Annotated in this window: 22 protein-coding genes; 14 read left to right on the forward strand and 8 right to left on the reverse strand. The window is 66.2% G+C overall.

The features are described from left to right. The first annotated feature begins 26 nt into the window (after positions 1–26). On the forward strand, positions 27–2,432 hold the full coding sequence (locus tag BW38_RS06765) for a TonB-dependent receptor (protein ID WP_032976899.1): 2,406 nt from the start codon (positions 27–29) through the stop codon (positions 2,430–2,432). Beyond that, the gene (locus BW38_RS06760) at positions 2,432–3,733 is read left to right on the forward strand and encodes an aminotransferase class V-fold PLP-dependent enzyme (RefSeq protein WP_032976900.1); all 1,302 of its coding nucleotides are present in this window, start codon (positions 2,432–2,434) and stop codon (positions 3,731–3,733) included. Before BW38_RS06765 ends, BW38_RS06760 begins: the two co-directional genes overlap by 1 nt. A gap of 176 nt (positions 3,734–3,909) precedes the next feature. On the opposite strand, the gene BW38_RS06755 is transcribed toward BW38_RS06760, so the two are convergent. The 4 genes from BW38_RS06755 to BW38_RS06740 form a co-directional block, all read right to left on the reverse strand. Continuing rightward, complete coding sequence (locus tag BW38_RS06755) at positions 3,910–5,439, reverse strand: PLP-dependent aminotransferase family protein (protein WP_032976903.1); 1,530 nt, start codon at positions 5,437–5,439, stop codon at positions 3,910–3,912. 9 nt (positions 5,440–5,448) lie between these two features. Further along, positions 5,449–6,051 (reverse strand): DUF6436 domain-containing protein, encoded by a 603-nt coding sequence (locus tag BW38_RS06750; RefSeq protein ID WP_032976905.1) that lies wholly within the window; start codon positions 6,049–6,051, stop codon positions 5,449–5,451. After that, a complete protein-coding gene (locus BW38_RS06745) occupies positions 6,051–6,311 on the reverse strand; it encodes a hypothetical protein (protein ID WP_032976966.1) in 261 nt (86 codons plus the stop codon). Before BW38_RS06745 ends, BW38_RS06750 begins: the two co-directional genes overlap by 1 nt. 72 nt (positions 6,312–6,383) lie before the next feature. Beyond that, positions 6,384–7,799, reverse strand: coding sequence for a PLP-dependent aminotransferase family protein (locus BW38_RS06740; RefSeq protein ID WP_032976907.1), 1,416 nt, complete (start codon positions 7,797–7,799; stop codon positions 6,384–6,386). A gap of 183 nt (positions 7,800–7,982) precedes the next feature. On the opposite strand from BW38_RS06740, the gene cyoA reads away from it, so the two are divergent. From cyoA to BW38_RS06715, 5 genes are all read left to right on the forward strand, one after another. Continuing rightward, positions 7,983–8,888 (forward strand): ubiquinol oxidase subunit II, encoded by a 906-nt coding sequence (gene cyoA, locus BW38_RS06735; protein ID WP_025877429.1) that lies wholly within the window; start codon positions 7,983–7,985, stop codon positions 8,886–8,888. 5 nt (positions 8,889–8,893) lie between these two features. Continuing rightward, positions 8,894–10,870, forward strand: a complete 1,977-nt coding sequence (cyoB, locus tag BW38_RS06730) for a cytochrome o ubiquinol oxidase subunit I (protein ID WP_032976908.1) — start codon at positions 8,894–8,896, stop codon at positions 10,868–10,870. Further along, positions 10,867–11,502, forward strand: a complete 636-nt coding sequence (gene cyoC / locus BW38_RS06725; protein WP_081794582.1) for a cytochrome o ubiquinol oxidase subunit III — start codon at positions 10,867–10,869, stop codon at positions 11,500–11,502. Before cyoB ends, cyoC begins: the two co-directional genes overlap by 4 nt. A gap of 1 nt (position 11,503) precedes the next feature. Beyond that, on the forward strand, positions 11,504–11,836 hold the full coding sequence (cyoD, locus tag BW38_RS06720) for a cytochrome o ubiquinol oxidase subunit IV (RefSeq protein ID WP_025877422.1): 333 nt from the start codon (positions 11,504–11,506) through the stop codon (positions 11,834–11,836). 114 nt (positions 11,837–11,950) lie between these two features. Then, positions 11,951–12,637, forward strand: a complete 687-nt coding sequence (locus BW38_RS06715) for an SCO family protein (RefSeq protein ID WP_051585071.1) — start codon at positions 11,951–11,953, stop codon at positions 12,635–12,637. Between the two features lie 266 nt (positions 12,638–12,903). On the opposite strand, the gene BW38_RS06710 is transcribed toward BW38_RS06715, so the two are convergent. Beyond that, positions 12,904–13,482, reverse strand: coding sequence for a hypothetical protein (locus BW38_RS06710; RefSeq protein WP_032976910.1), 579 nt, complete (start codon positions 13,480–13,482; stop codon positions 12,904–12,906). Beyond that, a complete protein-coding gene (locus BW38_RS06705; RefSeq protein ID WP_025877415.1) occupies positions 13,482–15,248 on the reverse strand; it encodes a S8 family serine peptidase in 1,767 nt (588 codons plus the stop codon). The genes BW38_RS06710 and BW38_RS06705 overlap by 1 nt, the downstream gene beginning before the upstream one ends. A gap of 277 nt (positions 15,249–15,525) precedes the next feature. Here BW38_RS06705 and BW38_RS06700 point away from each other — a divergent pair, with 277 nt between their 5' ends. The 4 genes from BW38_RS06700 to BW38_RS06685 all read left to right on the forward strand — a co-directional run bounded on the left by BW38_RS06700 (position 15,526) and on the right by BW38_RS06685 (position 18,109). Then, positions 15,526–15,951 (forward strand): hypothetical protein, encoded by a 426-nt coding sequence (locus BW38_RS06700; protein ID WP_051585073.1) that lies wholly within the window; start codon positions 15,526–15,528, stop codon positions 15,949–15,951. Further along, the gene (locus tag BW38_RS06695) at positions 15,948–16,271 is read left to right on the forward strand and encodes a hypothetical protein (protein ID WP_032976912.1); all 324 of its coding nucleotides are present in this window, start codon (positions 15,948–15,950) and stop codon (positions 16,269–16,271) included. Before BW38_RS06700 ends, BW38_RS06695 begins: the two co-directional genes overlap by 4 nt. Positions 16,272–16,365: 94 nt before the next feature. Then, positions 16,366–16,806 carry a DUF2231 domain-containing protein gene (locus BW38_RS06690; RefSeq protein ID WP_025877408.1) on the forward strand — a complete coding sequence of 147 codons (441 nt, stop codon included), beginning with the start codon at positions 16,366–16,368 and terminating at the stop codon, positions 16,804–16,806. Further along, positions 16,799–18,109 (forward strand): sorbosone dehydrogenase family protein, encoded by a 1,311-nt coding sequence (locus BW38_RS06685; protein ID WP_032976914.1) that lies wholly within the window; start codon positions 16,799–16,801, stop codon positions 18,107–18,109. Before BW38_RS06690 ends, BW38_RS06685 begins: the two co-directional genes overlap by 8 nt. Before the next feature lie 50 nt (positions 18,110–18,159). Here BW38_RS06685 and BW38_RS06680 read toward each other — a convergent pair whose 3' ends face one another. Next, on the reverse strand, positions 18,160–18,822 hold the full coding sequence (locus BW38_RS06680; RefSeq protein WP_025877405.1) for an exopolysaccharide biosynthesis protein: 663 nt from the start codon (positions 18,820–18,822) through the stop codon (positions 18,160–18,162). A 172-nt stretch (positions 18,823–18,994) separates the two neighbouring features. Here BW38_RS06680 and yidA point away from each other — a divergent pair, with 172 nt between their 5' ends. Beyond that, entirely contained in the window at positions 18,995–19,828 is an 834-nt protein-coding gene (gene yidA / locus BW38_RS06675) for a sugar-phosphatase (protein ID WP_032976915.1), read from the forward strand. Between the two features lie 60 nt (positions 19,829–19,888). Here yidA and BW38_RS06670 read toward each other — a convergent pair whose 3' ends face one another. Beyond that, a complete protein-coding gene (locus tag BW38_RS06670; RefSeq protein ID WP_032976916.1) occupies positions 19,889–20,371 on the reverse strand; it encodes a hypothetical protein in 483 nt (160 codons plus the stop codon). A 45-nt stretch (positions 20,372–20,416) separates the two neighbouring features. Between BW38_RS06670 and BW38_RS21795 the strand changes: the two genes are divergently transcribed. Further along, positions 20,417–20,710 (forward strand): hypothetical protein, encoded by a 294-nt coding sequence (locus tag BW38_RS21795; RefSeq protein WP_152543315.1) that lies wholly within the window; start codon positions 20,417–20,419, stop codon positions 20,708–20,710. A gap of 128 nt (positions 20,711–20,838) precedes the next feature. Next, positions 20,839–23,154, forward strand: coding sequence for a TonB-dependent receptor (locus BW38_RS06665; RefSeq protein ID WP_032976918.1), 2,316 nt, complete (start codon positions 20,839–20,841; stop codon positions 23,152–23,154). The last annotated feature ends 63 nt before the right edge of the window (positions 23,155–23,217 follow it).

Here is a 23,217-nt window from a genome sequence, read left to right on the forward strand (position 1 = left end):
CTGTCGTGCCTTCCCGGAGTCCTGCCGTGCATCGTTCGAAGCTGTCGCGTTCCATCCTCCTCGCCCTTGGTCTGGTCAGCGCAGGAGGCGCGATCGCTGCAGATGCCGGAACGGCAGACACCAGCAGCAGTGGCAACGCCGCTGCGCCCACCCAGCTCGATGCGATGCTGGTCACCGGTACCCGTGCCTCCAACCGCACCCAGTTTGAAACCCTGGCGCCGGTGGACGTGTTCACCAAGCAGGACATCCAGTCGGTCGACTCCACCGACCTGAAGGACGTGCTGGCACAGCTGGTGCCTTCGTTCGTGGTGCAGCGCCTGCCGATGGCCGATGGCCAGGTGTTCGTACGCCCGGCCACGCTGCGTGGCCTGTCGCCGGACCAGACGCTGGTGCTGGTCAACGGCCGGCGCTTCCATCGCAGTGCGTTGCTTGGCAACCGCGGCGCACAGGCCGCCGACCTGGCGCAGATTCCGACCAGCGCCCTCAAGCGCATCGAAGTGTTGCGCGATGGCGCGTCGGCGCAGTACGGCTCGGATGCCATCGCCGGTGTCATCAACATCATCCTGGAGGACAGCCCGGGCACCGAGATCACTGCGGGCTATTCGCAGTACGCGCAGGGCGATGGCGGCTCGCGCGACTTCAGTGCGCGCACCGGCCGGGCGCTGGGTGACTACGGCAGCCTCGCCCTGTTCGCCGAATCGTCCAACTCCGACGCGACCTCACGCACGCGCCAGCGCCCCGACGCCATCGCCTTCCAGGCCGCGCATCCCGAACTGGACGTGCCCAACCCGGTGCAGCGCTGGGGCCAGCCGGAGCTGGAAAGCCGCCGCGTGGGCTTCAACCTGAAGGCCAATGCCAGCGACACCCTGGAGTTGTATGCCTTCGGCCTGTACAGCCACAGTGACGGCGTCAGCGATTTCAACTGGCGCAACCCCGATACCACCACCGGCGCGTACCGTACGACCAGCATCTTCCCGGGCTGGAACCTGCGCTCGCTGTATCCGGTGGGCTTCAGCCCGCAGTACGGCAACACCCAGAACGACCTGCAGCTGGTCGCGGGCCTGCGGGGTGAGATCACGCCCAAGCTGCGCTGGGACCTGAGCGCCTCGCATGGCCGCAATGCCATCGACTACAGCCTGGACAACTCCATCAACGCCTCGCTGGGCCCGGACAGCCCGACCTCCTTCGACCTCGGCCGGCTGACCCAGACCGAGAAGAACGCCAATGCGGACTTCAACTACGAATGGGACGTGGCTGCGCTGTCGAAGCCGGTCAACGTCGCCTTCGGCGCCGAATTCCGCCAGGAGACCTACCAGGTGCGCGCCGGCGACCCGGCCTCGTATGCGGTGGGCCGTGGCGCTGCGGCGGGCCTGGAAGCCAATTCCAACGGCGCGCCGGGCTTCTCGGCCAGCCAGGCCGGGCAGTGGAGCCAGCGCAGCAAGGCCGCCTACGTGGACATGGAAGTGCCGCTGGGCGAGCGCTGGAGCATCGGCGCGGCCGGTCGCTATGAAGACTTCTCCAGCTTCGGCAGCACGGTGGATGGCAAGCTGTCGGCACGTTTTGCGATCACCCCGGACGTGGCGCTGCGCGGCACGCTCTCCACCGGCTTCCGCGCGCCCACGCCGGCCCAGCTCAACACCACCAGCACCACCCAGGGCCTGGACACGCGCACGCTGCAGATCTTCACCAGCGGCCGCCTGTCGCCCAGCGATCCGTTGGCGCAGCTGCTGGGTGCCAAGCCGCTCACCCCGGAAGAATCGCGCACGGCCTCGCTGGGCCTGACCTGGCGCACCGAGCTGGGCCTGTCGGGGTCGGTCGATGTCTACCGGATCACGCTCAGCGACCGCTTCAGCCAGTCGGCCAGCTTCGCCATTCCGGCCGGCACGCCGAACCCACTGGGCTATACCTCGGTGAACTACTTCACCAACGATTTCGACACCACCACCACCGGCGTGGATGTGGTCGGCAACTACCTGCGCGACCTCGGCGCAGGGCGGATGACGCTGACCCTGGCTTACAACTACAACCAGACCCGCGTCGACAACGGCAGCACCTCGGTGGCCACCAACGAAACCCAGCGCGTGCTGTTCGAAGACCGCCTGCCCGAGCACAAGGGCAGCTTCACCGGCAGCTGGGACGTCGGCGCGTGGTCGTTGATGGCACGCGTGCGCTATTACGGCAAGTGGACCGACTCCACCGGCAATGCCACCGGCGACATCTACCAGCAGTTCGGTGCGATGACCTTCCTCGACCTGGCCGTGGGCTATCGCATCAACGAACACCACAGCCTGCGCGTGGGCGCCGACAACGTGTTCGACCGCTACCCGGACGAAGCCACGTTCCAGGCCAGCCGTGGCCTGATCTATTCGCGCAACGCGCCGTACGACACCGATGGTGCCAACGTGTACGCGCAGTACCGGCTGAGCTTCTGATGGACAGCCGCCGCCGCTCCCTGCTGCGCGCAGGTGCGCTGTTGCCGGCCAGTGCAGCGCTTGCCGCGCTGGCTGCTCCGACGGCCGAGCGCTACGCTGTGCCGATGGACATTCCTGCACCTTCCACGACGCCGGATGTGCTGGCCCGTGACGAGTCGTACTGGTCCGCCGTCGCCAGCCACTTCGACATTACCGATGAAGTGAACCACTTGGAGAACGGCTACTGGGGCGCGATGGGCAAGCAGACCCTGGCCAGCTACCAGCGGCATACCGCCGAAGTGAACCGGGGCAATGCCTGGTACGGTCGCCACGCGTTCCCGGCGCAGTACCTGGCCGTGCATCGGCAGGTGGCCGACATGCTTGGCGTCGGCGCCGACGAGATCGCGCTGACCCGTGGCGCCACCGAAGCGATGCTCGCGCTGATCGGCGGCTACAACCGGTTGGCCGCGGGCGACCAGGTGCTGTACGCCGACATCGACTACGACAGCATGATCAACGCGATGCGTTGGCTGCAGCAGCGTCGTGGGGTGCAGGTCGAGCGCATCGCACTGCCGGTGGTGCCCACCCATGAGCAGATCCTGCAGGCCTACGATGAGGCGTTCGCGCGCCTGCCGCGCCTGAAACTGGTACTGCTGACCCAGGTCAGCCACCGCCATGGGCTGGTGCTGCCGGTGGCCGAGCTCGCCGAGCGTGCGCGGGCGCGCGGCATCGACGTGATTGTCGATGCCGCACATGGCTTTGGCCAGATCGACTACGCGGTGCCGGACCTGAAGGCCGATTTCGTTGGCATCAACCTGCACAAGTGGATCGGCGCACCGGTGGGCGTGGGCGCGATGTACGTGCGCAAAGGACGCGTGGCCGACCTGGATCCGTACATGGGCGAGACCGACGACGGCCGCGTGGGCAGTCGCGTGCACACCGGCACGGTCAACTTCGCCGCCTATCTGGCGCTGCCGGAGGCCATCGCGCTGCATCAGCGCATCGGCGCAGCGAACAAGCAGGCGCGGCTGCGCTACCTGCGTGAGCGTTGGACGGTGGCGGCGCGGCAGATGGCGCATATCGAGGTGCTGTCGTCGCCGGATCCGGCGTTGGCCAGTGCATTGGCCAGCTTCCGCCTGCGTGGCCATGCCTCGGTGGAAGACAACCTGGCGCTGCAGAAACGGCTGCTGGATGAACATCGGATATTCACCACCCATCGCGATGGCCTGGACTCCGGCGCCTGCGTGCGGGTGACACCATCGGTGTTCACCCGCCCCGCGCAGATGGATGCGCTGGTGCAGGCGTTGGCCGCGCTGGGGTAGTGCCGGCCGCTGGCCGGCAACCTCATGGCCGTAGTGTGCATGCCGTTGCCGGCCAGCGGCCGGCACTACCGGGCGCAACACCCATCCACGCATGGCGTGAACGGGCATTGCCAACCAAGGTTGGCATCTACCGGAACGGGCCCAGTAGATCCACGCCATGCGTGGATGCCCTTCCACTACCGGTCAATCGCCGGCAACGCATCGGACAACAACAACCGATCGATCCGCCGCAGCGCGTTTTCCAGTTGCCGCCGGTCCGCAGCCAATCCCAACGACAGCCGCACCCCGCTCGCGAACGGCGCGCCCGGCGGACAGAACGCCGATGAAGGCGCGATCGCCAGGCCCTGCAGCTGCGCCGTACGCACCAGCGTGGCGTCGGTCCACGGCGCTGGCACCCGGCACCACGCATGCAGCCCATCGGCGCGCTCCAGCAACGAGGGCGCCAGCAGATACCGCGCCATCCGCGTGCGCTCGCGCGCTTCCTCGCGTACCTGCGCCAGCAGCGCCTGCGCCGAGCCATCCAGCAGCAGCTGGCTGGCCAGTGCGGATACCAGCGGGTGACCCATCAACCGCGTGGCACGCAGTGCGGTGGCCATCGCCTCGGCATGGGCGGCGCCCGGGCATTGCACGAACGCGGTACGCAGGCCAGGGCTGATCACCTTTGAAAGCGTGGCCACATGGAACACGTGTCGCGGTGCCAGCGTCGCCAGCGGAATGGGCGCGGTGACGGCCAGGTGCCAGTACGGATCGTCCTCGATCGCCAGCAGGCCTTCGCGCTCCAGCACCCGCGCCAGCGCTTCGCGCCGCGTGGTGGGCACGGTCAGCGCCGTCGGGTTCTGGCAGGTGGGGTTGAGGTAGACCAATCGCGCGCCACATTCCCGCGCCCGGCGGGCCAGCGCCTCCGGGCACATGCCGTGTTCGTCGCCCTCCACCGTGACCAGCCGCCGTCCCAGTGCGGCGGCGGCCTGCAGCAGACCCGGATACACCAGCCGATCGCAGAGGATCGCATCGCCCTCGCGCCCCTGGCTGAGCAGGATCGCCGCCAGTGCCACCTGCGCGCCTTCGGTCAGCAGCAGGCGAGCATCGTCCACCGTGCCCAGCATCGGCTGCAGCCAGCGCGCCGCCGCGTGGCGGTCGGTCGGGTTGCCACCGCCCAGGTGATAGGTCATCAGGTTCGGCGCATTGCTGCGCGCAAGCACCGCCGCTGCGCCTCGACGCAGCATTTCCGCCAGTGCATCGGCGTCGGGTACCGGTGGCACGTTCATGCTGAGATCCACGGCCTGATCAAAACCGGCCTTGGGCGGCGCGATGAAGCTGCCCTGTGGCCCGCGTGCTTCGATCAGTCCACGCTTGCGTGCTTCATCGAAGGCGCGGGTCACCGTGGTCAGATCCACGCCGAGCTGCTGCGCCAACGCGCGCTGCGAGGGCAGCCGTTGCCCGGGCGCAAGGCCACCGCGATTGATGGTGCGTTCCAGCGTGTTGACGATGCGCAGGTAGATCGGGCCGCTGTGCACGTGCACGTCCTGCACCCAGCCCAGCCCTGCAATGCCAGGCCCTGCGACATCGGGTCGCGGCATGTACGGAGGATGTCGGGGCGTATCGTTGCTTCCAACGGCGGGAGCCTGTCCATAACCATCGGTCGGTTCGGACAGGTGACCGCCGTTGTTGTGTGTGGCGGCTGCGCCAGCCAGCGTCGGTGATGTCATCGCACGTCCTCAGCGCTGGGCCTGCCAGGGGCAGTAGCAGCCCACGGCAAGCAGTCCTTTCGGGCGCACGGTTTCCCCGCGCACCAGTTTGTCCAGCAACGGTTCGACGAAGCTGTTGGCCGAATTGCAGACCATGCCGATGCTGTACGGGCCGGCATAGGCCAGGTGGCCCTGGCGGTCCCAGATCGCCACCGCCGGGCTGGCCGGAATTTTCCCGATGCCGTCGATGGTCGGCAGGGTGATCACCTTGCTGCGCAGCGGCTCGGGCAGTTCACCCTGGGTGCCGGGGCGGCGGATGGCATAGAAGTCGATGCCGGCGCGGCGATACATGCTGATCAGGTAGCTCAGGTGCGCACCGGTTTCGCGGTTGCACACGCCGCAGGCCGGGTCCCAGAAATGCACCACGCGGATGCGGCCGGTGTTACCGGCCAGTTCCGCCGGCAACCGCAGCTGCGAGTCATCGAAGACGATGGCCTGTTCGGCGAACGTGGACTGCTCGCCATAGCCGAAGTACTGCCACAGTGCCGCCGCCACGCCGGCCATGAACAGGCAGGCGAGGGCGATCATCACCGGCAGCATCGAACGGCGTGGGCGCGGCGCGGCTGCGCCCATCAGGAGCCGTCCGCGCCGAACTTGTGCACGTACTGCTTGCGCATCTCGCGGCAGGAGTCGGCTTGGGCGCGGCGTTGAATCTCGCTGCGCGCCGCGTCCTCGCTGCGGTGCAGGCACTGTTCAATGGCGTGGCGCTCGGCGGCCTGCACATCCACGGTCTGCGGTTGCAGGCAGACCCAGGCCAGGGCGGCCAGCATCAGCACGACGAACCCGCCGCAGCCGGCCATCACCAGGTGGAACTTCAGTTTGTCGGCGGCCATCTGCGGCACATCCCTCCGTCCATACATTGCATACAAGATATCATCTTGTATGGGTATGGCCCACGGGATGGCTCAGACGATCGCCGAATGCCGCGCGTCGGGCGTCTCGGACAGGATCTCGTTCAGCTTGGCCAGCGCGCCGGCCAGTGCCTCCTGGTCCACCGCACCGCCCAGCGACAGGCGGATGGCGTTGCCCGGTGGCGGTTCCTCCACGCTGAAGGCGTCGGAGCTGGCAATGCCCAGGCCCTGTTCCTGTGCCGCCTGAATCAGCCGGTACTGGTCCAGCCGCGGCGGCAACGGCAGCCACACATGCAGGCCGGCCGGGTGGGCCTGGCGGCGGGCGGGCAGGTAGCGGGCAGCAATGGCCTGGCGCTCGCGCAGTTCCTGCTGGAAGCGTTGCACCATCGCCTGCGCTTGGCCGGTGCGGATCCAGTGCGAGGCCACGGCCACCATCGACTGGGTGGGCATCAGCGCGATCGCACGCAGGGCGTCCAGCACCGGCTCCATCGGCTCGCCGCCCGGCACCACCAGGTAGGCCGTGCGCAGGCCGGGGGCCAGGCACTTGGACAGGGTGGAGATGTAGTAGACCGGGCAGCCACCGTCGGCCAGCGCGGCCAGCGGCGGGGCGGCATCGCCGGCCAGCAGCCAGTAGGGATCGTCCTCGACCACGGTCAGTTCGTGCCGCCGTGCCACCGCCAGCAGGGCCTGCCGGCGCTGCGCGGACATCGTCGCCGTGGTCGGGTTCTGGATGGTCGGCACCAGGTACAGCAGGCGCGGCCGACGCTGCTGGCAGGCTTCGTCCAGGGCATCGGGCAGCATGCCCTCGGCGTCCATCGCCACCGGCACCACGCCCCGCTGCAGCACGCGCGCAGCGGCCAGCAGGCCCGGGTAGGTCAACTGCTCGGCGGCGATCAGTTCGCCCGGCTGGGTGCGGGCCAGGATCAGTGCGCACAGCGCAGTCTGCGCGCCGGGGCAGATCACCACCCGCTCGGCGCCCACCGGGCCGAGCACCGGCGCCAGCCATTGCACGGCCGCAGCGCGGTCGTCGCGGCTGCCGGCACCGACGTGGTAGCTCATCAGCTCGCCCTGGCCCAGCTGCTGGCCCAGGTGCTGGAAACCGGCCTCCATGCCCTGTGCGAACGGCGCGCTGCCCAGCAGCGGCGGGATGTTCATGCTCAGGTCGACCGAGGTGCTGCGGTTGCCGGCGGACATCGCAATGAAGGTGCCGCCGGCGCCCTGCGCGTCCAGCAGGCCGGCCTGGCGCAGTTCGGCGAAGGCGCGGGTGACCGTGGTCAGGTCCACCCCCACCTGCTGGGCCAGGTCGCGCTGCGGCGGCAGGCGATCGCCCGGCCGCAGCACGCCATCGTCCACCGCCTCGCGCACCTGCTGGGCGATCTGCAGGTACAGCGGTCCTGCGCCCTCACGGAAGGGGCGGACCCAGGTCCGGTTGGGGTGTTTCAGGCGGCGGCCGGCAGCAGGAGGCGTCATCGGTCGGATTTTTCCATACGTGCAGATGCACAAGTCCATACAATGCTGTATCTTGTATGGGCTTGATTGGAGTGGCTCGCCTGTTTGTAGGCGACCTCGTACCCACAGTGTAGCCGCTCCACGCCCGGGCGCTGCGCGCAGGCGAGCCGGTCAAGCGCGCATCTTCAACAGGGTTGACCACCAATGAATATCTGCTGGAACCGCATCCGCCTGGCGCTGGTCGCCCTGGCCTGCATTGCCCTGACGGGCTGCGATTGGGTGCTGCTGGATTCGAAGGGCATGGTCGGGATCGCACAGCGCGACCTGATCCTGATCTGCATCGGCCTGATGCTGATCGTCGTCGTGCCGGCCATCGTGCTGACCTTCGTGTTCGCCTGGCGCTTCCGCGCCGGCAATACCAAGGCGAAGTACACGCCGGACTGGTCGCACTCCACCAAGGTGGAAGTGGTGGTCTGGGGCGTGCCGTTGCTGATCATCGCGGTGCTGGCGGTGATCGTGTGGAAGTCCACCCACGAGCTCGATCCGTACAAGCCGCTGGACGTGGCCGGCGAACCGCTGCACGTGGACGTGATCGCCACCGACTGGAAGTGGGTGTTCGTGTACCCGGACCTGGGCATCGCCACCGTCAACCAGCTCAACTTCCCGGCCAACCGCGCGCTGGCGTTCAACATCACCTCCAACTCGACGATGAACACCTTCTTCATCCCGCAGCTGGGTGGACAGATCTACGCGATGGCCGGCATGCGCACGCAGCTGCACCTGATCGCCAACGAACCCGGCCAGTTCCGTGGCATGTCCGGCAACTACAGCGGCCATGGCTTCTCGAACATGAAGTTCATCGCCACCGCCAGCAGCAACGAAGACTTCGATCGCTGGGTGGCCGAGGTGCGCAGCGCGCCGGACGCGCTCAGCTTCGAGCAGTTCAAGGCGCTGGCCGCACCGTCGAAGAACGCGCCGGTGCAGCACTTCTCCAGCGTCGAACCGCTGCTGTTCAAGAAGGTCATCGACCAGTTCATCGGCGTCGGTGAGAACACCGCTGCTGCAACCCCGGCGGGCGCTGCCGGCGGTGCCCAGGTTTCCCAGGAGTAACGAACATGTTGGGTAAATTGACGTGGGAGGCCGTGCCGCTGCACGAGCCGATCGTCGTGGTCACGTTGGCGGCCATGGTGCTGGGCGGCCTCGCGCTGCTCGGCGCGGTGAGCTATTTCAAGCTGTGGGGCGTGCTCTGGCGCGACTGGTTCACCACGGTGGACCACAAGAAGATCGGCATCATGTACGTGGTCGTCGCGCTGGTCATGCTGGTGCGCGGCTTCGCCGATGCACTGATGATGCGCGCACAGCTGGCGGCGGCCGGGCCGGGCAGCGATGGCTTCCTGCCACCGGAACACTACGACCAGATCTTCACCGCGCACGGCGTGATCATGATCTTCTTCGTGGCCACCCCGTTCGTGGTCGGCCTGATGAACATCATCGTGCCGCTGCAGATCGGCGCGCGCGACATGGCGTTCCCGTTCCTCAACGCCTTCAGCTTCTGGATCTTCGTGGTCGGCGCTGCGCTGATGATGATCTCGCTGGGTGTTGGCGAATTCGCGATGACCGGCTGGGTCGCCTATCCGCCGCTGTCGGGCATCGAGTTCAGTCCCGGGGTCGGTGTCGATTACTACATCTGGGCGTTGCAGGCCTCCGGCATCGGTACCCTGCTGACCGGCGTCAACCTGTTCATCACCATCCTGCGCATGCGTGCGCCGGGCATGACGCTGATGAAGATGCCGGTGTTCACCTGGACCGTGCTGGTCACCAGCGTGATCATCATCGCCGCCTTCCCGATCCTGACCGTAGCCCTGGGTGCGCTCACCCTGGACCGCTACCTGGACTTCAACTTCTACACCAACACGTTGGGTGGCAACCCGATGATGTACGTGAACCTGGTGTGGGCCTGGGGCCACCCGGAGGTGTACATCCTGGTGCTGCCGGCGTTCGGCATCTTCTCTGAAGTGACCGCCACCTTCTCGCGCAAGAAGCTGTTCGGCTACAAGTCGATGGTCGGCGCCACCCTGGCGATCGGCATCCTGTCCTTCATCGTCTGGCTGCACCACTTCTTCACCATGGGCTCCGGTGCCAGCGTCAATGCCTTCTTCGGCATCATGACGATGATCATCGCCATCCCCACCGGCGTGAAAATCTTCACCTGGCTGTTCACCATGTACGGCGGCCGCGTGGAGTTCAGCGTGCCGATGCTGTGGACCATCGCCTTCCTGGTCACCTTCACCATCGGTGGCATGACCGGCGTGCTGCTGGCCATCCCGGGCGCGGACTTCCTGCTGCACAACAGCCTGTTCCTGGTCGCGCACTTCCACAACACCATCATCGGCGGTGCGCTGTTCGGCTACCTGGCCGGCTTCGCCTACTGGTTCCCGAAGGTGTTCGGCTTCACCCTCAACGAGCGCCTGGGCAAGTGGTCCTTCGCCTGCTGGGTGATCGGCTTCTACCTGGCCTTCATGCCGCTGTACATGCTGGGCTTCATGGGCATGACCCGGCGCATGAACCAGTACGACAACCCGGCGTGGACGCCGTACCTGATCGCCGCCTTCATCGGTGCGCTGTTCGTGTTCGCGGGCATCATCCTGATGCTGGTGCAGATCTACGTCAGCGTGCGCGACCGCAAGCGCAACCTCGACCTCACCGGCGACCCGTGGAATGCACGCACGCTGGAATGGGCCACGCCGTCGCCGCCGCCGTTCTACAACTTCGCCGTGGTGCCCAAGGCCGATGAGCTGGACGCCTTCCACGAAGCGAAGAAGCGTGGCCTGCCGCCGCCGCCGAAGAAGTACGCACCGATCCACATGCCGAAGAACACCGGTGTGCCGCTGATCCTCAACGTCTGGATCCTGGTGCTGTGCTTCGCCCTGGTGTGGCACATCTGGTGGATGGCCGGTGCCAGCTTCATCGCGATGATCGCCACCCTGATCGCGCGCTCCTACAACGAGGACGTGGATTACTACGTCAGCTCCGAAGAGGTGGCGCGTACCGAAGCGGCCAACCACGCCAAGCTGCAGGAGGCAGGCGCATGAACCTGTTGACCCGTCCGCAACTGGACAGCGATGTGCTGGTCCACGACGACCATCATGAGCACGATCACGCCCACGAACAGGGCGGCATGAAGGTGTTCGGCATGTGGGTATACCTCATGTCCGACCTGGTGCTGTTCGGCTCGCTGTTCGCCTCGTACGCGGTGCTCAGCACCGCCTACGCCGGCGGCCCGACCGGCAAGGAACTGTTCTCGCTGCCGTTCGTGATGGCCGAGACCTTCATCCTGCTGGTGTCCAGCATCACCTATGGCCAGGCCGTGCTGGCCATGCACCGCCTGGACAAGGCGGCGGTGCTGCGCTGGCTGGGCGTGACCTTCGTGCTCGGTGCCTCGTTCATCGGCATGGAGCTGTACGAGTTCTCGCACCTCCTCCATGAAGGTGCCGGTCCCAGCACCAGTGCCTACCTGTCGGCGTTCTTCGCCCTGGTTGCCACCCACGGCCTGCACGTGGCCAGCGGCCTGATCTGGATGGCGGTGGTGATGCACCAGGTGTATCGCCGCGGCCTCACCCCGACCAACATCACCCGCGTGTCCTGCCTGAGCCTGTTCTGGCACTTCCTGGACCTGGTGTGGATCTGCGTCTTCACCTTCGTCTACCTGATCGGAGCCTTCTGACATGGCCCACGTCGAAACCTCGCGCGCCGGCAATGCGCACGGTTCCACCAAGTCCTACCTGATCGGCTTCGTGCTGTGCGCGTTGCTGACGGTGGTGCCGTTCGCGCTGGTGATGAACCCGGTGCTGTCGCGGCCGGTCACCCTGTTCCTGCTGGTCGGCTTCGCGGTCGCGCAGATCCTGGTGCAGTTGGTGTACTTCCTGCACATGGATCGCAAGTCCGAAGGCGGCTGGAACCTCGCCAGTTTCGTGTTCACCCTGGTGATCCTGTTCATCGTGGTCGCGTTGTCGATCTGGATCATCTGGAGCATGCACTACCACATGATGATCAACTGACCGTGGCCGGGGCGATCGGCAAGGAGTGCGCGATCGCCCTGGCACCTCAGCCCTCTCTTCCCCCAGGGCAGGCCTGACCGAGACCGCGCCCACCTCGTGTTGGTGGTACCCGTGATGCGTGTTGCTTCCGTTGTTCGTTCCCTGCGCCTGCCGCTGCTTGCCGCAGGCCTCGCACTCGGCCTGCTGGCCGGCTGCAGCGCGCAGTCGCGCATGGATTTCTATTCCAAGGACATCGCCTGCGAGGAACTGGGCCAGCACTGGACCATGCCTGACAGCGCCGGCACCCTGCGTGGCCCGAAGGACCTGCAGGGGCAGGTGACCTACCTGTTCTTCGGCTTCACCAGCTGCCCGGACGTGTGCCCGACCACCATGGTCGAACTGAGCCAGGTCAAGCACCTGATGGGCAAGGATGCAGACCAGCTTCAGGTGGTATTCGTCAGCGTCGATCCGGCGCGCGATACCCCCGAAGTCGCGCACACCTATGTGCACGCGTTCGATCCGAAGGCGATGGCACTGGTCGGTGACGAGGCACAGCTCTCGGCGATGGCCAGTGACTTCAAGGCGTTCTACGAGAAAGAGCCCGGACAGCTGCCGGACACCTACACGATGAGCCACATCGCCGGCGGCTACGTGTTCGACCGCCAAGGTCGCCTGCGCCTGTTCGCGCCCTACGGCATGCCGGTGGAGCAGCTGTTCTCGGACGTGCAGCGGTTGCTGCTGGAGCCGGAACATCCGGCCGCAGGCAGTGAAGCGTTGGCGGCGTGCAAGCCGCCGCACAGCGCGAGCGTCGCCGCACGCTGAACGACGCATCGCCCTGGTAGGTGTCGACCTTGGTCGACACGCGATGAATGAATCTGGCAGGTGCCGACATCCTGATTCTGGCAGGTGCCGACATTGGGAATCTGGTGCATGCCGACCGTTGGGATTCTGGTGGATGCCATTGGAATCTGGTGGGTGCCATTGGATTGTGGTGGGTGCCGACCGTTGGTCGGCACGCCCTCCCGCTCGCCAATCCCCCGGCCAGCCAGGAGAGCCAACCGGCCGGGGGCACCACGCAACGCCCTAGATCACTTCTTCTCTTCCCACTGCACCACGTCCGGCTCGGCCGCGCGCACGCCCGCAGTCGACAGCAGCCGGGTGCTCGCATCCAGCGCCGCGTTCACCGACGGGTATTCCACGATGGCCAGACCGGCAGCCCTGGACACCTTCACCACGGTGCCGCCCGTGGCCTTTGCCGCGCGCTGTGCAGATGCCGCATCGGTAAAGAACACCTTCACCCGCGAGGTCGCCACCACCGGCGCACCATCGTTGGACACCGCAGCGGCGAACTTGCCGGCGCCGGCATCAGCGCCAGCTGCTGCCGCGCCATCCAGCGAACGCTTGCTGCGCGAGCTGGTGGTGGCCGCTGCCTGCGGCGTGATCCGGAACTGGCCGCCCGCAGCCTGCTGCACCGTGGTCGACGGGGACAGCTGGAAACGCGTGCCGCCCACGTCGAACGAACGGCCGGTGGCCGAAGCTTTCAGCTCCTGCGCATCCACGGTGGACAGGCTCCGTGCCGGTGGGGTCTGCCCCGAGCTCTGTGCCCAGGCAGGGGAGGTCATCGCCGCGAAGGCGAGCGTGCTCAACAGAATGGTCGTTTTCATCATCAGTGCCCCAGAACGCGGATCTTGAAGAATTCGAGGTTGCCGCGCGATGCAGCATTCGCGGCCTGCCCCATGTCGGTCACTTCCAGCGTCCAGGTGCCGGTGGCACTTTCATCCAGGAAGGCATTGCTGGACAGCAGATCCCAGTTGGTGAAGTTGCGCTGCACGCCATTGGTACCCGAACCGATGGCGGTGAAGGCCGGCTGCACCACGCTGCGCGTACCACTGGGCGAAACAAGCACGAACTGCAGCTGGCGGGTATTGCTGTGGTTCACCCGGAAGCCCAGCTGCACCGACTCGATGTTGCGTGCGCCATTGGCCAGCTGGAAGGTCAACCGCGCGGCGGCGGCGGAGGTGTTGCCGATGGCCACCGTGCGCGTGGTGGTGCGCCAGCCCGTATCCAGCAGCGGACCCAACGACTGGAAGTTCTCGGCGACCTGCACGGCGCGCGCCGCGTTGACCACACCGAAGCCGTACCAGTTGCTGTAAGCGCGGTTTGCTGCATTCACCGTCCAGCCCGGCACCAGCGTGCGGCCGTCGGCCAGCGTCACCGCCGGCTGGTTCGGATGGTTGCGGGTGGCCGTGGTGGCCAGGATGTACTTCACATCGCGGTAGGACAGGTTCGGGTTGGCCTCCAGCACCAGCGCCGCCACGCCCGACACCATCGGCGCCGACGCCGACGTACCGTTCATCTTCGCGGTGTAGTTGCAGGTGCTGTCGATCGCCGACAGGTTGCTGTCCAGCGTGTTCTGGCGGTTGGTGTTCTTGTTGCTGCCCTGCGTGCAGCCGGTCACGTCGGTGGTGACGATGGCCGGATCGTACGCACGTGCCACCAGGTTCGGGGCGTACTGCGCCTGCAGGCCGTACTCGCCACCAAAGGCCGACACCCACAGTGCCGAACCGGTGGACGAGTACGACGAACGCACGCCATCGGCGCGCACTGCACCCACGGTGATCACGTTGAACAGGTTGTTGCGTGGATCGCGGCCAGCCGGCACACAGCCGGTGTTGCGGTTCTTGGTATCGGTGGTGCAGACGTCCTGGGTCTGGCTGATCGAGGCGTTGTTGAAGTTGTTGCCGGCCGACTTCACGTAGATGCCGCCGCGGCCACCGCGCGTGCCCGACAGTGCCTGCTCGTATGAACTCACCGTGTTCTGGCTGTAGGCCACGGGCAGGTTGGGGTTGCCCGGGCCAGCGCCCCAGCTGTTGTTGAACACCTGCACATCGGCCGACTCGGCGCCATCCCACCAGGCGTATTCGATGTTGCTCTGCTGGTTGCCCTGCGCATTGGAGGCCAGCACGTTGAAGCCTTTCAGCGTTGCCGCCGGGGCCACGCCACGCACGCCCAGGTTGTTGGCGCCCACCGCACCGGCGATGCCGCCCACCATCGTGCCGTGGTTGTCAGCATCGGGATTGGACGGCGTGGGATTGTTGGAGCCGTTGGCGAAGTTCTTGCCCGCTACCGCCGCCACGTTCGCGGCCAGGTCCGGGTGGGCGATCTGCAGGCCGTCATCGACGATGCCGATCACCACGCCCTGGCCACGGATGCCATTGCGGAACAGGCCATCGACGTTGAGATCGTTGCCGGCCACCGGCAGCGTATCGGCCGGCACCGTCTGCCCGGTATTGAGCAGATGCCACTGGATACCCGCCAGTGGGTCGGCCTGTTGCGCCTGGGCGGTAACGGCCAGGCTGCCCAGTACCAGGGCAGTGGCCAGGGCCAGGCGCGCAGAGCGCGGTGGCGCGGAGCGTTGCGTGTGTCGCTTCATACACGAATCCTTCTGTTGTGAATCGGCATGGCAGGACGGCGGGGCGGATCTGCCCCATCGCAACGAGCCAAACGCGACACAACGAACAACCCCCTACCTCTTCACGCAGCCGATGTGCGGATGTGCCAAATACGTCACAAACACTTATGCCGCCTTGTAATGACGACTGCGCCGCTCTGGTCGGTGCCCCGGTAGGTGCCAACCTTGGTTGGCAAATCCACCCGCACCGGAACCCCACCGCCATGCCACCATGCCCAGGCTCCCCGGAGGACACCGGATGAAACGCCCCAATGCCCGCCCCCGCGCCGATCTGGCCCCACTCACCGTGGCCACCATCCGCAAGGTGGTGCTGTCGATGTATCACCGTCGCCACGATTACTGGACCGACGCCGACATCGCCGAGCTGCTGCCGGAGCTCAGCGCATTCAACATCACCACGGTGAAGCAGCTGCGCATGCTGATGAAGCGGCACCGCCGCGCGCTGCTGCGGGAGGAAAGGACAAAGATGCCCCGGGCGCAGACGCTGGATCTGCTGGCAGGGGGCGGTTGGCATGGCATCGATGTGCACGCCAATACCAGCTGGTTCGCCATTGGCGGCCTGGTCCGCATCAGCATGGAACACGAATTCGGCTTCGAGACCATGCTGCCATTCCATGAGATACGGGACGCTGCCATGGAGCTGGATGCGGAGGCGCAGACGTGAAGAACCTGGCGTGGCTATTGGCGATGGCAGCCGTGTTTTACGTGGGGGGATGCTCGGCTACTTCCATCCTGGCCGAGCGCGGCATCGCTTCCCTGCAGCCCGGGGACCGTCGAGAGGCGGTCATCGATGCGCTGGGCGCACCCGATGTCACAGAGCCGCGTGGACAACGGTTTTCCCGCTATGCCAGCACCCCATGCAGTGGCACCTGCGTGGAACGGCTGTGGTACGAAAATCAATTCCTGCCCCATATCGAGGCGTGGTCGGTGGAGCTGGATGGCACTGGCCACGTCGTGCGGACTTCGCATTGGGCATCGCCATAGCGTCGACGCCATCCGATGCCCAGATCATCGCACCCCCTCCCGCCCCCCTGTGCTACTACAGCCCGTGCACCCCTTCCCCGAACGGAGCACGACCATGGTCAACCCCGTCGCCCAGGCCCATCGCGGCCTCGGCACAACACTCTTCAGCCTGTTGAATCCGATACCGTTCGGCTTCTTCGTGGCCGGCCTCATTTTCGACATCCTCTACCTCAACACCGCTGAAGTGATGTGGGGCAAGTCGGCGGCGTGGCTGATCACCTTCGGCCTGCTGATCGCCATCCTGCCGCGGCTGATCAACCTGTTCGCGGTCTGGCGCCGCAACGGCACCGCCACCGGCACCGACCGCCTCGATTTCCTGCTCAACCTGGTCGCCATCGTGCTGGCCGTCTGGAACGCCTTCGTGCACAGCCGCGATGCCTATGCGGCGGCCGTGCCGGGCACCATCCTCTCCGCGCTGACGGTGGCACTGATCGCGCTTGGCTTCATCGTGCTTTCGCTGCAGCAGCCGGTGCTGCAAGGAGCCCGTCATGGCTAAGCGCATCCTGCCTGCCGTGGGCGTGCTTTCGCTGGCATTGGCGCTGGCCGCGTGTGCCGGAAAAGCCGAATACCACCCGGCCGACCAGTCCGGTGCACAGCCACCGCTGCCCGCGCCGCAGAACTACCTGATGCCGCCGATGCAGGTGCCCAAGGGCGTGGGCTGGGCCGAGGGACAGGCACCGTCGGTGGCCGACGGCCTGAAGATCGAACGCATCGCTGCCAACCTGCAGCACCCGCGGCGATTGTTGACCCTGCCCAACGGCGATGTGCTGGTGGTGGAGGGTAACGGCCCCGGTGAAGAGCCGGTCACCACGCCCAAGCAGTGGATCGCCGGCAAGGTGAAGGCGCGCTCGGGCAAGGCTGGCAAGGGCGGCAACCGGGTCACGTTGCTGCGGCGCGCGCCGGGCACCGGCACCTGGACCCAGCACGTGTACATCGAAAACCTGCACTCGCCGTTCGGCATCCAGCTGATCGGTGACACGCTGTATGTGGCCAACACCGGCAACATCATGAAATACCACTACGTGCCGGGCGAAACCCGCATGTCCGACAAGGGCAGCGAGTTCACCGACCTGCCCAGCACCATCAACCACCACTGGACCAAGGAACTGCTGGCCAGCCGCGATGGCAGCAAGCTGTACGTGGGCGTGGGCTCCAACAGCAACATCACCGAGAACGGCCTGGCCGTCGAGTACCGCCGCGCGGTGGTGCTGGAAGTGGACGTGGCCACCAGCGGCAGCCGCATCTACGCCTCGGGCCTGCGCAACCCCACCGGCCTGGACTGGGAGCCGAGCACCGGCAAGCTGTGGGCGGTGGTGAACGAACGCGACGAGATCGGTGCCGACCTGGTGCCCGATTACCTCACCTCGGTGCAGGAGCACGGCTTCTACGGCTGGCCCTACAGCTACTACGGCCAGCATGTGGACGAGCGCGTGCAGCCGCAGCGGCCGGACCTGGTGGCCAAGGCAATCCGCCCGGACTTCGCCATCGGCTCGCACGTGGCACCGCTGGGCCTGCTGTTCTACACCGGCCAGGCGTTGCCGGCGAAGTACCACGGCGGTGCCTTCATCGGCGAGCACGGCAGCTGGGACCGTTCGCCGCTGAGCGGCTACGAAGTGGTGTACGTGCCGTTCAAGGACGGCAAGCCGGCCGGCCGCCCGGAAGCGGTGGTGAGCGGGTTCGCGTCCAAGGACGAGAAGACGCTGATGGGCGCGCCGGTGGGCATGGCCATCGATGCGGAGGGCGCGCTGCTGGTCGCCGATGATGTGGGCGACGTGGTGTGGCGGGTGTCGGCGAAGTAGCCGGTCGCCCGCGCATCACCCGTGTTGTAGAGCCGAGCCGATGCTCGGCTCTACAACGCCGATGACCCGCTGCGGAAGCCACTGAATACTGATTCGGCCGCAAAGCCTACGCCGCCCAGCAGCACACCGAAGTACACCACCGACGCCACCACGAAGCCGTAGCCGGCCGCCACCGCCGCGCCATCGCGCTGGATGAAACCGATGGCGAAGGACATCAGCGCCAGCGCCGGCAGCGTGTTGCTGAAGGGAATCGGCCCGGCCGGCAGCATCAGCAGGATCGTGGCAAACACCAGCGCCAGGTTGTTCAACCGCATCATCTTCTTCGAGCGCACCATCGCTGCCAGCCGCATCGGCCGGGACAACCGCTCCATCCGATGCACCCATTTCAGGGCACGGCCCAGGTTGGCTTTCAGCTTGTCGGTGGCGATCTGCTTGTCGGCCAATCGCTGCGGCACCCACAACGGACGGTCGCGCACGCGGCTCAGGCCGATCAGCAGGATGGACGCACCGAACACCGTGCTCAGCCCGGGAATCGATACTGGAATCAGGAAGATCGCCGACAGCAGGATCACCACCAGCATCAGGCCTTCGTCGCCCAGCGCATGCAGCAGCGTGCCGACGCGGATATGGTCGCCGGGCAGGCCGTCGATCAGGTCTTCAATCTGCTGGGCGAGAGGGGCGGTGTCAGTGGCGTCGGGCGCTTGGTAGGTCATGCGTCGAAAGAGTGTCCAGGGAAGGGCGGTCGATAGGGCCGTCCTGCGGTGGGGGACGCACAGGCCCCACGAGTATCCCCGGCCAGCGCCGCGCAGAGGTGAACGATGCATGAGGCCGGCGTTGCCAGGCGGCCTGGCCTAAAATGGGCGTCCCCCGCACTTGTTGAAGATGATGGACATGGGTCGCAGGCAATCGACCATCGAACTGGTCGCCATCGATATGGATGGCACCCTGCTGGACCCCGCTCACAAGCTCACCGCGCGCGTGAAGCAGGCCATCGCCCAGGCGCGCGCGCTGGGCGTGCACATCGTGCTGACCAGCGGCCGCCCGGTTCCAGGGCTGGCGCCGTTCCTGCATGAGCTTGGCATCGATGGCGACGATGACTACTGCATCGCCTGCAACGGCGGCCTGGTGCAGCGCATCGGCCCGCGCGAAACCGTGGTCGAGTATCCGCTCAGCTTCGACGATTTCGTGTACTGCGAACAGGTCGCCCGCGAGATCGGCGTGCACTTCCAGGCACTGGACGCGCAGCGCATGTACACGCCCAACCAGGACATCAGCATCTACACCGTGGCCGACTCGCATCTTTCGCGCATGCCACTGTCGTACCGCCGCGTGGCCGACATGGACCCGGGCATGTCTTTCATCAAGCTGATGATGATTGACGAGCCGGACGTGCTGGATGCTGCCATCGCGCGCTTGCCGGCCGCGCTGACCGAGCGCTTCGCGGTGCTGAAGAGCGCGCCGTTCTTCCTGGAAGTGTTCGACCACCGCGCCGGCAAGGGGCCCAGCCTGCAGAAGCTGGCCGAGCACCTGGGCATCGACCGCGCCAACGTGATGGCCATCGGCGACCAGGAGAACGACCTCACCATGCTGCAGTACGCCGGCACCAGCGTGGCGATGGGCAATGCCATCGATGCGGTAAAGGCCGTGGCGCGCCTCGAGACCGCCACCAACGCCGATGAAGGCGTGGCCAGGGCGATCGAGCGCTTCGTGCTGCAGTAAGAAGCCGGCAATACGAAGAAGGACGCCGCCACGCACGGTGGCGGCGTCCCACCAACGGTTTTACTGGCAGACGTACTCGTTGCCCGACTGGACGCTCTCTACATCGAGCTCATGGTTCTGGATCTCGATCGTTTCCATGCGGGTCGAAACCACCACCGCACGGGCACCGACGTTGCAGCTGGCAGGCAGGCCGCCAGCGTAAACCTGCCCATTGATCGCATACGCCAGGCCGTAGCAGGCCGAGCCGAGCTTCTGCGAGTCGAAGTGGCAGGCATTGAGCTGGTTGTTGGCCGATGCGCTGGCGGCGTTGTAGTTGGTCGTCCAACCGCTGAACGGATCGTTGGCGCAGGTGCCCGGGAAGTCCTGGATCGGCGTGCCGCCGGTCGTGCAGGTGTGTTCCCATGCGCTGGAGAAGGGGCTTTGCTTGAAGTACGCAGTGCGGCCGCTGTCGACCCATTGCGCGGCGGCGGCATTTTCGGCGAAGGCGGACAGGCCGAGCAGGCAAAGTGCAGTTGCGGCGAGCGGTTTCAATCCATTCAACATGACGTTCGTCCTTTGAAGTGTCGAGTTAACGCGTCGGAGCCTTGCATGGCAGCGCGTGCGGAAGGCATCGCAGATATCCGCGTGGCCGCCGCCGACATGATCATTCAGCGTCCAGGGCGGCGCAAGTCGAGCCAGGCACGAATAGTCGAAAGGCTGACCGAGCGCACAGACATCACGCTGCAACGTGCAGGTGATAGCGCGGCATCGAAAGCGATACCTGCGTATAACCGCGCTTTCCCACGGTGCAATGGCGGATGTGGCGGTCCGATGCAACACTTCCGCACGTCGAAATCACGCCATCGAATCGTTCGGCAGCTGATCGTCTTCGTCTGCCGCTGACCGGCGCGCGCGCAGCGCCGTTCCCGCCTTCAACGCAATCGCGTCACCAGCTACTGCATCGCCATCCGGCGCTGCATCGCGCTGGGCGTGCGCCTGCGTCCTCTTCTCCCTGCACCTTGGATCTGGCCATGAACACTCCACCTACGCTTCTTGCCCTGGCAATCGCAACCGCCCTCGTTGCACCGCTGCACGCTGCCGAATCCACCGACGCCGCGCACGACACCCCCACCACCTTGAATGCGCTGCAGGTCATCGCCACCCCACGCGGCGCGGCCGTTGCCCCCACCCAGGTGGTGGGCCCGAACCGCTACGTCATCAACGCCACCGACCTGGATGCGATGGTGTCCGGCAACAACGGCCTGTCGATGCTGAAGAACGTGCCGGGTGCCAGCTACACCGCCACCGACGGGCTGGGGCTGGATATTTCCGCCACCAGCCTGTTCGTGCGCGGTTTCCGCATGAATGAAATGGGCATCACCTTCGAAGGCGTGCCGCTGAACGACAACGGCTTCCTCTCGCTTACCGGCACCAGCGTGGTCAACGTCGGTGTGCCCGATGGCATCGGTTCGATCACGGTCAGCCCGGGCGGTGCACCGGTCAGTGTGTTCTCCAGCAGCGTCAATGGCGGTAGCCTCGAGTACCGCCTGCGCGACCTGCAGGACACCCCCAGCCTGCGCATCAAGCAGGGCGTGGGCAGCAACAACACGCGGGTCACCACGGTCTCGGGCCAGAGCGGCCAGCTGGGCGAACACGGCCCGAAGCTGCTGGTCGACCTGCAGCGCGTGTCGGCCGACAAGTACCAGGGCGCCGGCACCCAGAAGTTCCTGCGCGGTGACCTGAAGGCGCAGCAGGATGTGGCGTGGGGTGACTTCACCGTGTTCCTGTCCGACAGCAAGGCCGCGGTGTGGGGCTACAACAACATTTCCTTCGACATGATCCGCAAGCTGGGCTGGAAGGCCGACAGCTTCTATCCGGACTATGCATGGGCGTACTACGTGGCCTCGCCGGAGAACGCCGACACGTCCTGCGGCGCCTACACCTGCGGCGAGCTGTCCGAGCTGATTCCCTACGACACCGGCCAGGTGACCCGCGACCGCGTCGCGTCGATCAACCATCGCTTCCAGATCACGCCCGCGCTCAGCGGCAACGTGCAGCTGTACAACGCCAACAGCCACACCCAGGCCACGTTGACCGACCCGACCGTGCCCTCGCCCAACGGCGCGCCTTTCTCCGAACAGGTACAGACGCCGCACCTCAATCGCCTCGGTGGCATGTTCAACCTGCAGTTCGAGACCGGTGCGCACACCCTCACCACCGGTTTCTGGCAGGAGAAGAGCAAGGCGGCCGCGAAGACCGAGTGGTACCAGCAGCCGCTGCTGGGGCAGGGCAAACCACTCAAGGCGACCGGGCCGTTCGATGTGTATGGGCCGGCGTTCCAGACCGACAACGCATCCAGCTGGGTGACCCGCTCGAGGCAGTTCTACCTGCATGACAATTACGCCGTCACCGACACGCTGGTGCTGGGGCTGGGCTTCAAGGCCGTGGACTTCACTACCACCGGTGGTGGCATCGGCGACTCAGCGGAGCGCCCGGTGTCCGGCACGCTGCGCGCCAAGAGCAACTTCCTGCCACACGTGTCGCTGTACTGGAGCCCGACCGAGCGGACCGACGCCTTCATCGACCTGGTCAACACCATGAACGGCTATCGCGTGGCCCAGCGCGGCAACATCGGCTATACCGCGTCGGCCTGGACCATCAGTGACCAGAAAGAGTTCGACCGCGTGGCCGGCACCCTGCGCCCGGAAAAGAACTGGAACCTGACCGTGGGCGCCAGCCACCGCTTCGACCGCCTGACCGTGACCGGTGATGTGTTCTACAACGACATCCGCAACCGCCTGCTGTCGGCGGCCATCGGCACACAATTCGCGCAGATCAACACGGTGCGCTTGATGCCGAAGATGCACGTGATCGGCGCCGACCTCGGCATCACCGCCGACCTGACCGACCACCTGCAGTTCTACCAGGGCATCGCGCTGGCGCGCTCGTACTACGACAGCGATTTCGTGGTGGGCGATACCGTGTACCCGATCAAGGGCAACGCGCAGCCGGGCTACCCGCAGCTGTCGCTGGTCAGCGACCTGTCCGCGCACTTCGGCGACTGGCGTTTCGGTGCCACCAGCACCTCATACCTGCGCCAGCCCTTCACCTATGAAAACGACATCCGCGTGCCGACGTTCTGGCAGGTCAACGCGTACACGGCCTACACCCTGGGCCCGGACAGCCTGCTGCCGGGGCTGGAGCTGCGGCTGGACGTAAGCAACCTGTTCGACCGCAACAACATCGGCACCGCCACCATCGCCGGCTCGTCGTTCTCGGGCGACTACCAGACCCTGCAGCGCAGCGCCCCCCGGCAGGTGATGTTCAGCACCTCGATAACCTTCTAAGTAAATCCACGCCACGCGTGGATGCACTTCGCGGCAGGCTGGGTAGCGCCGGGCAATGCCCGG

Source organism: Stenotrophomonas sp. RIT309, from assembly GCF_000632045.1.
Lineage (GTDB): Bacteria > Pseudomonadota > Gammaproteobacteria > Xanthomonadales > Xanthomonadaceae > Stenotrophomonas > Stenotrophomonas indicatrix.

Excerpts from the sequence above, each read along its gene's own strand:
- BW38_RS06760 (WP_032976900.1), top strand. The coding sequence starts at position 2,432 with ATGGACAGCCGCCGCCGCTCCCTGCTGCGCGCAGGTGCGCTGTTGCCG.
- BW38_RS06755 (WP_032976903.1), bottom strand. The coding sequence starts at position 5,439 with ATGACATCACCGACGCTGGCTGGCGCAGCCGCCACACACAACAACGGC.
- BW38_RS06750 (WP_032976905.1), bottom strand. The coding sequence starts at position 6,051 with ATGGGCGCAGCCGCGCCGCGCCCACGCCGTTCGATGCTGCCGGTGATG.
- BW38_RS06745 (WP_032976966.1), bottom strand. The coding sequence starts at position 6,311 with ATGGCCGCCGACAAACTGAAGTTCCACCTGGTGATGGCCGGCTGCGGC.
- BW38_RS06740 (WP_032976907.1), bottom strand. The coding sequence starts at position 7,799 with ATGACGCCTCCTGCTGCCGGCCGCCGCCTGAAACACCCCAACCGGACC.
- cyoA (WP_025877429.1), top strand. The coding sequence starts at position 7,983 with ATGAATATCTGCTGGAACCGCATCCGCCTGGCGCTGGTCGCCCTGGCC.
- cyoB (WP_032976908.1), top strand. The coding sequence starts at position 8,894 with ATGTTGGGTAAATTGACGTGGGAGGCCGTGCCGCTGCACGAGCCGATC.
- cyoC (WP_081794582.1), top strand. The coding sequence starts at position 10,867 with ATGAACCTGTTGACCCGTCCGCAACTGGACAGCGATGTGCTGGTCCAC.
- cyoD (WP_025877422.1), top strand. The coding sequence starts at position 11,504 with ATGGCCCACGTCGAAACCTCGCGCGCCGGCAATGCGCACGGTTCCACC.
- BW38_RS06715 (WP_051585071.1), top strand. The coding sequence starts at position 11,951 with ATGCGTGTTGCTTCCGTTGTTCGTTCCCTGCGCCTGCCGCTGCTTGCC.
- BW38_RS06710 (WP_032976910.1), bottom strand. The coding sequence starts at position 13,482 with ATGATGAAAACGACCATTCTGTTGAGCACGCTCGCCTTCGCGGCGATG.
- BW38_RS06705 (WP_025877415.1), bottom strand. The coding sequence starts at position 15,248 with ATGAAGCGACACACGCAACGCTCCGCGCCACCGCGCTCTGCGCGCCTG.
- BW38_RS06700 (WP_051585073.1), top strand. The coding sequence starts at position 15,526 with ATGAAACGCCCCAATGCCCGCCCCCGCGCCGATCTGGCCCCACTCACC.
- BW38_RS06690 (WP_025877408.1), top strand. The coding sequence starts at position 16,366 with ATGGTCAACCCCGTCGCCCAGGCCCATCGCGGCCTCGGCACAACACTC.
- BW38_RS06685 (WP_032976914.1), top strand. The coding sequence starts at position 16,799 with ATGGCTAAGCGCATCCTGCCTGCCGTGGGCGTGCTTTCGCTGGCATTG.
- BW38_RS06680 (WP_025877405.1), bottom strand. The coding sequence starts at position 18,822 with ATGACCTACCAAGCGCCCGACGCCACTGACACCGCCCCTCTCGCCCAG.
- yidA (WP_032976915.1), top strand. The coding sequence starts at position 18,995 with ATGGACATGGGTCGCAGGCAATCGACCATCGAACTGGTCGCCATCGAT.
- BW38_RS06670 (WP_032976916.1), bottom strand. The coding sequence starts at position 20,371 with ATGTTGAATGGATTGAAACCGCTCGCCGCAACTGCACTTTGCCTGCTC.
- BW38_RS21795 (WP_152543315.1), top strand. The coding sequence starts at position 20,417 with ATGGCAGCGCGTGCGGAAGGCATCGCAGATATCCGCGTGGCCGCCGCC.
- BW38_RS06665 (WP_032976918.1), top strand. The coding sequence starts at position 20,839 with ATGAACACTCCACCTACGCTTCTTGCCCTGGCAATCGCAACCGCCCTC.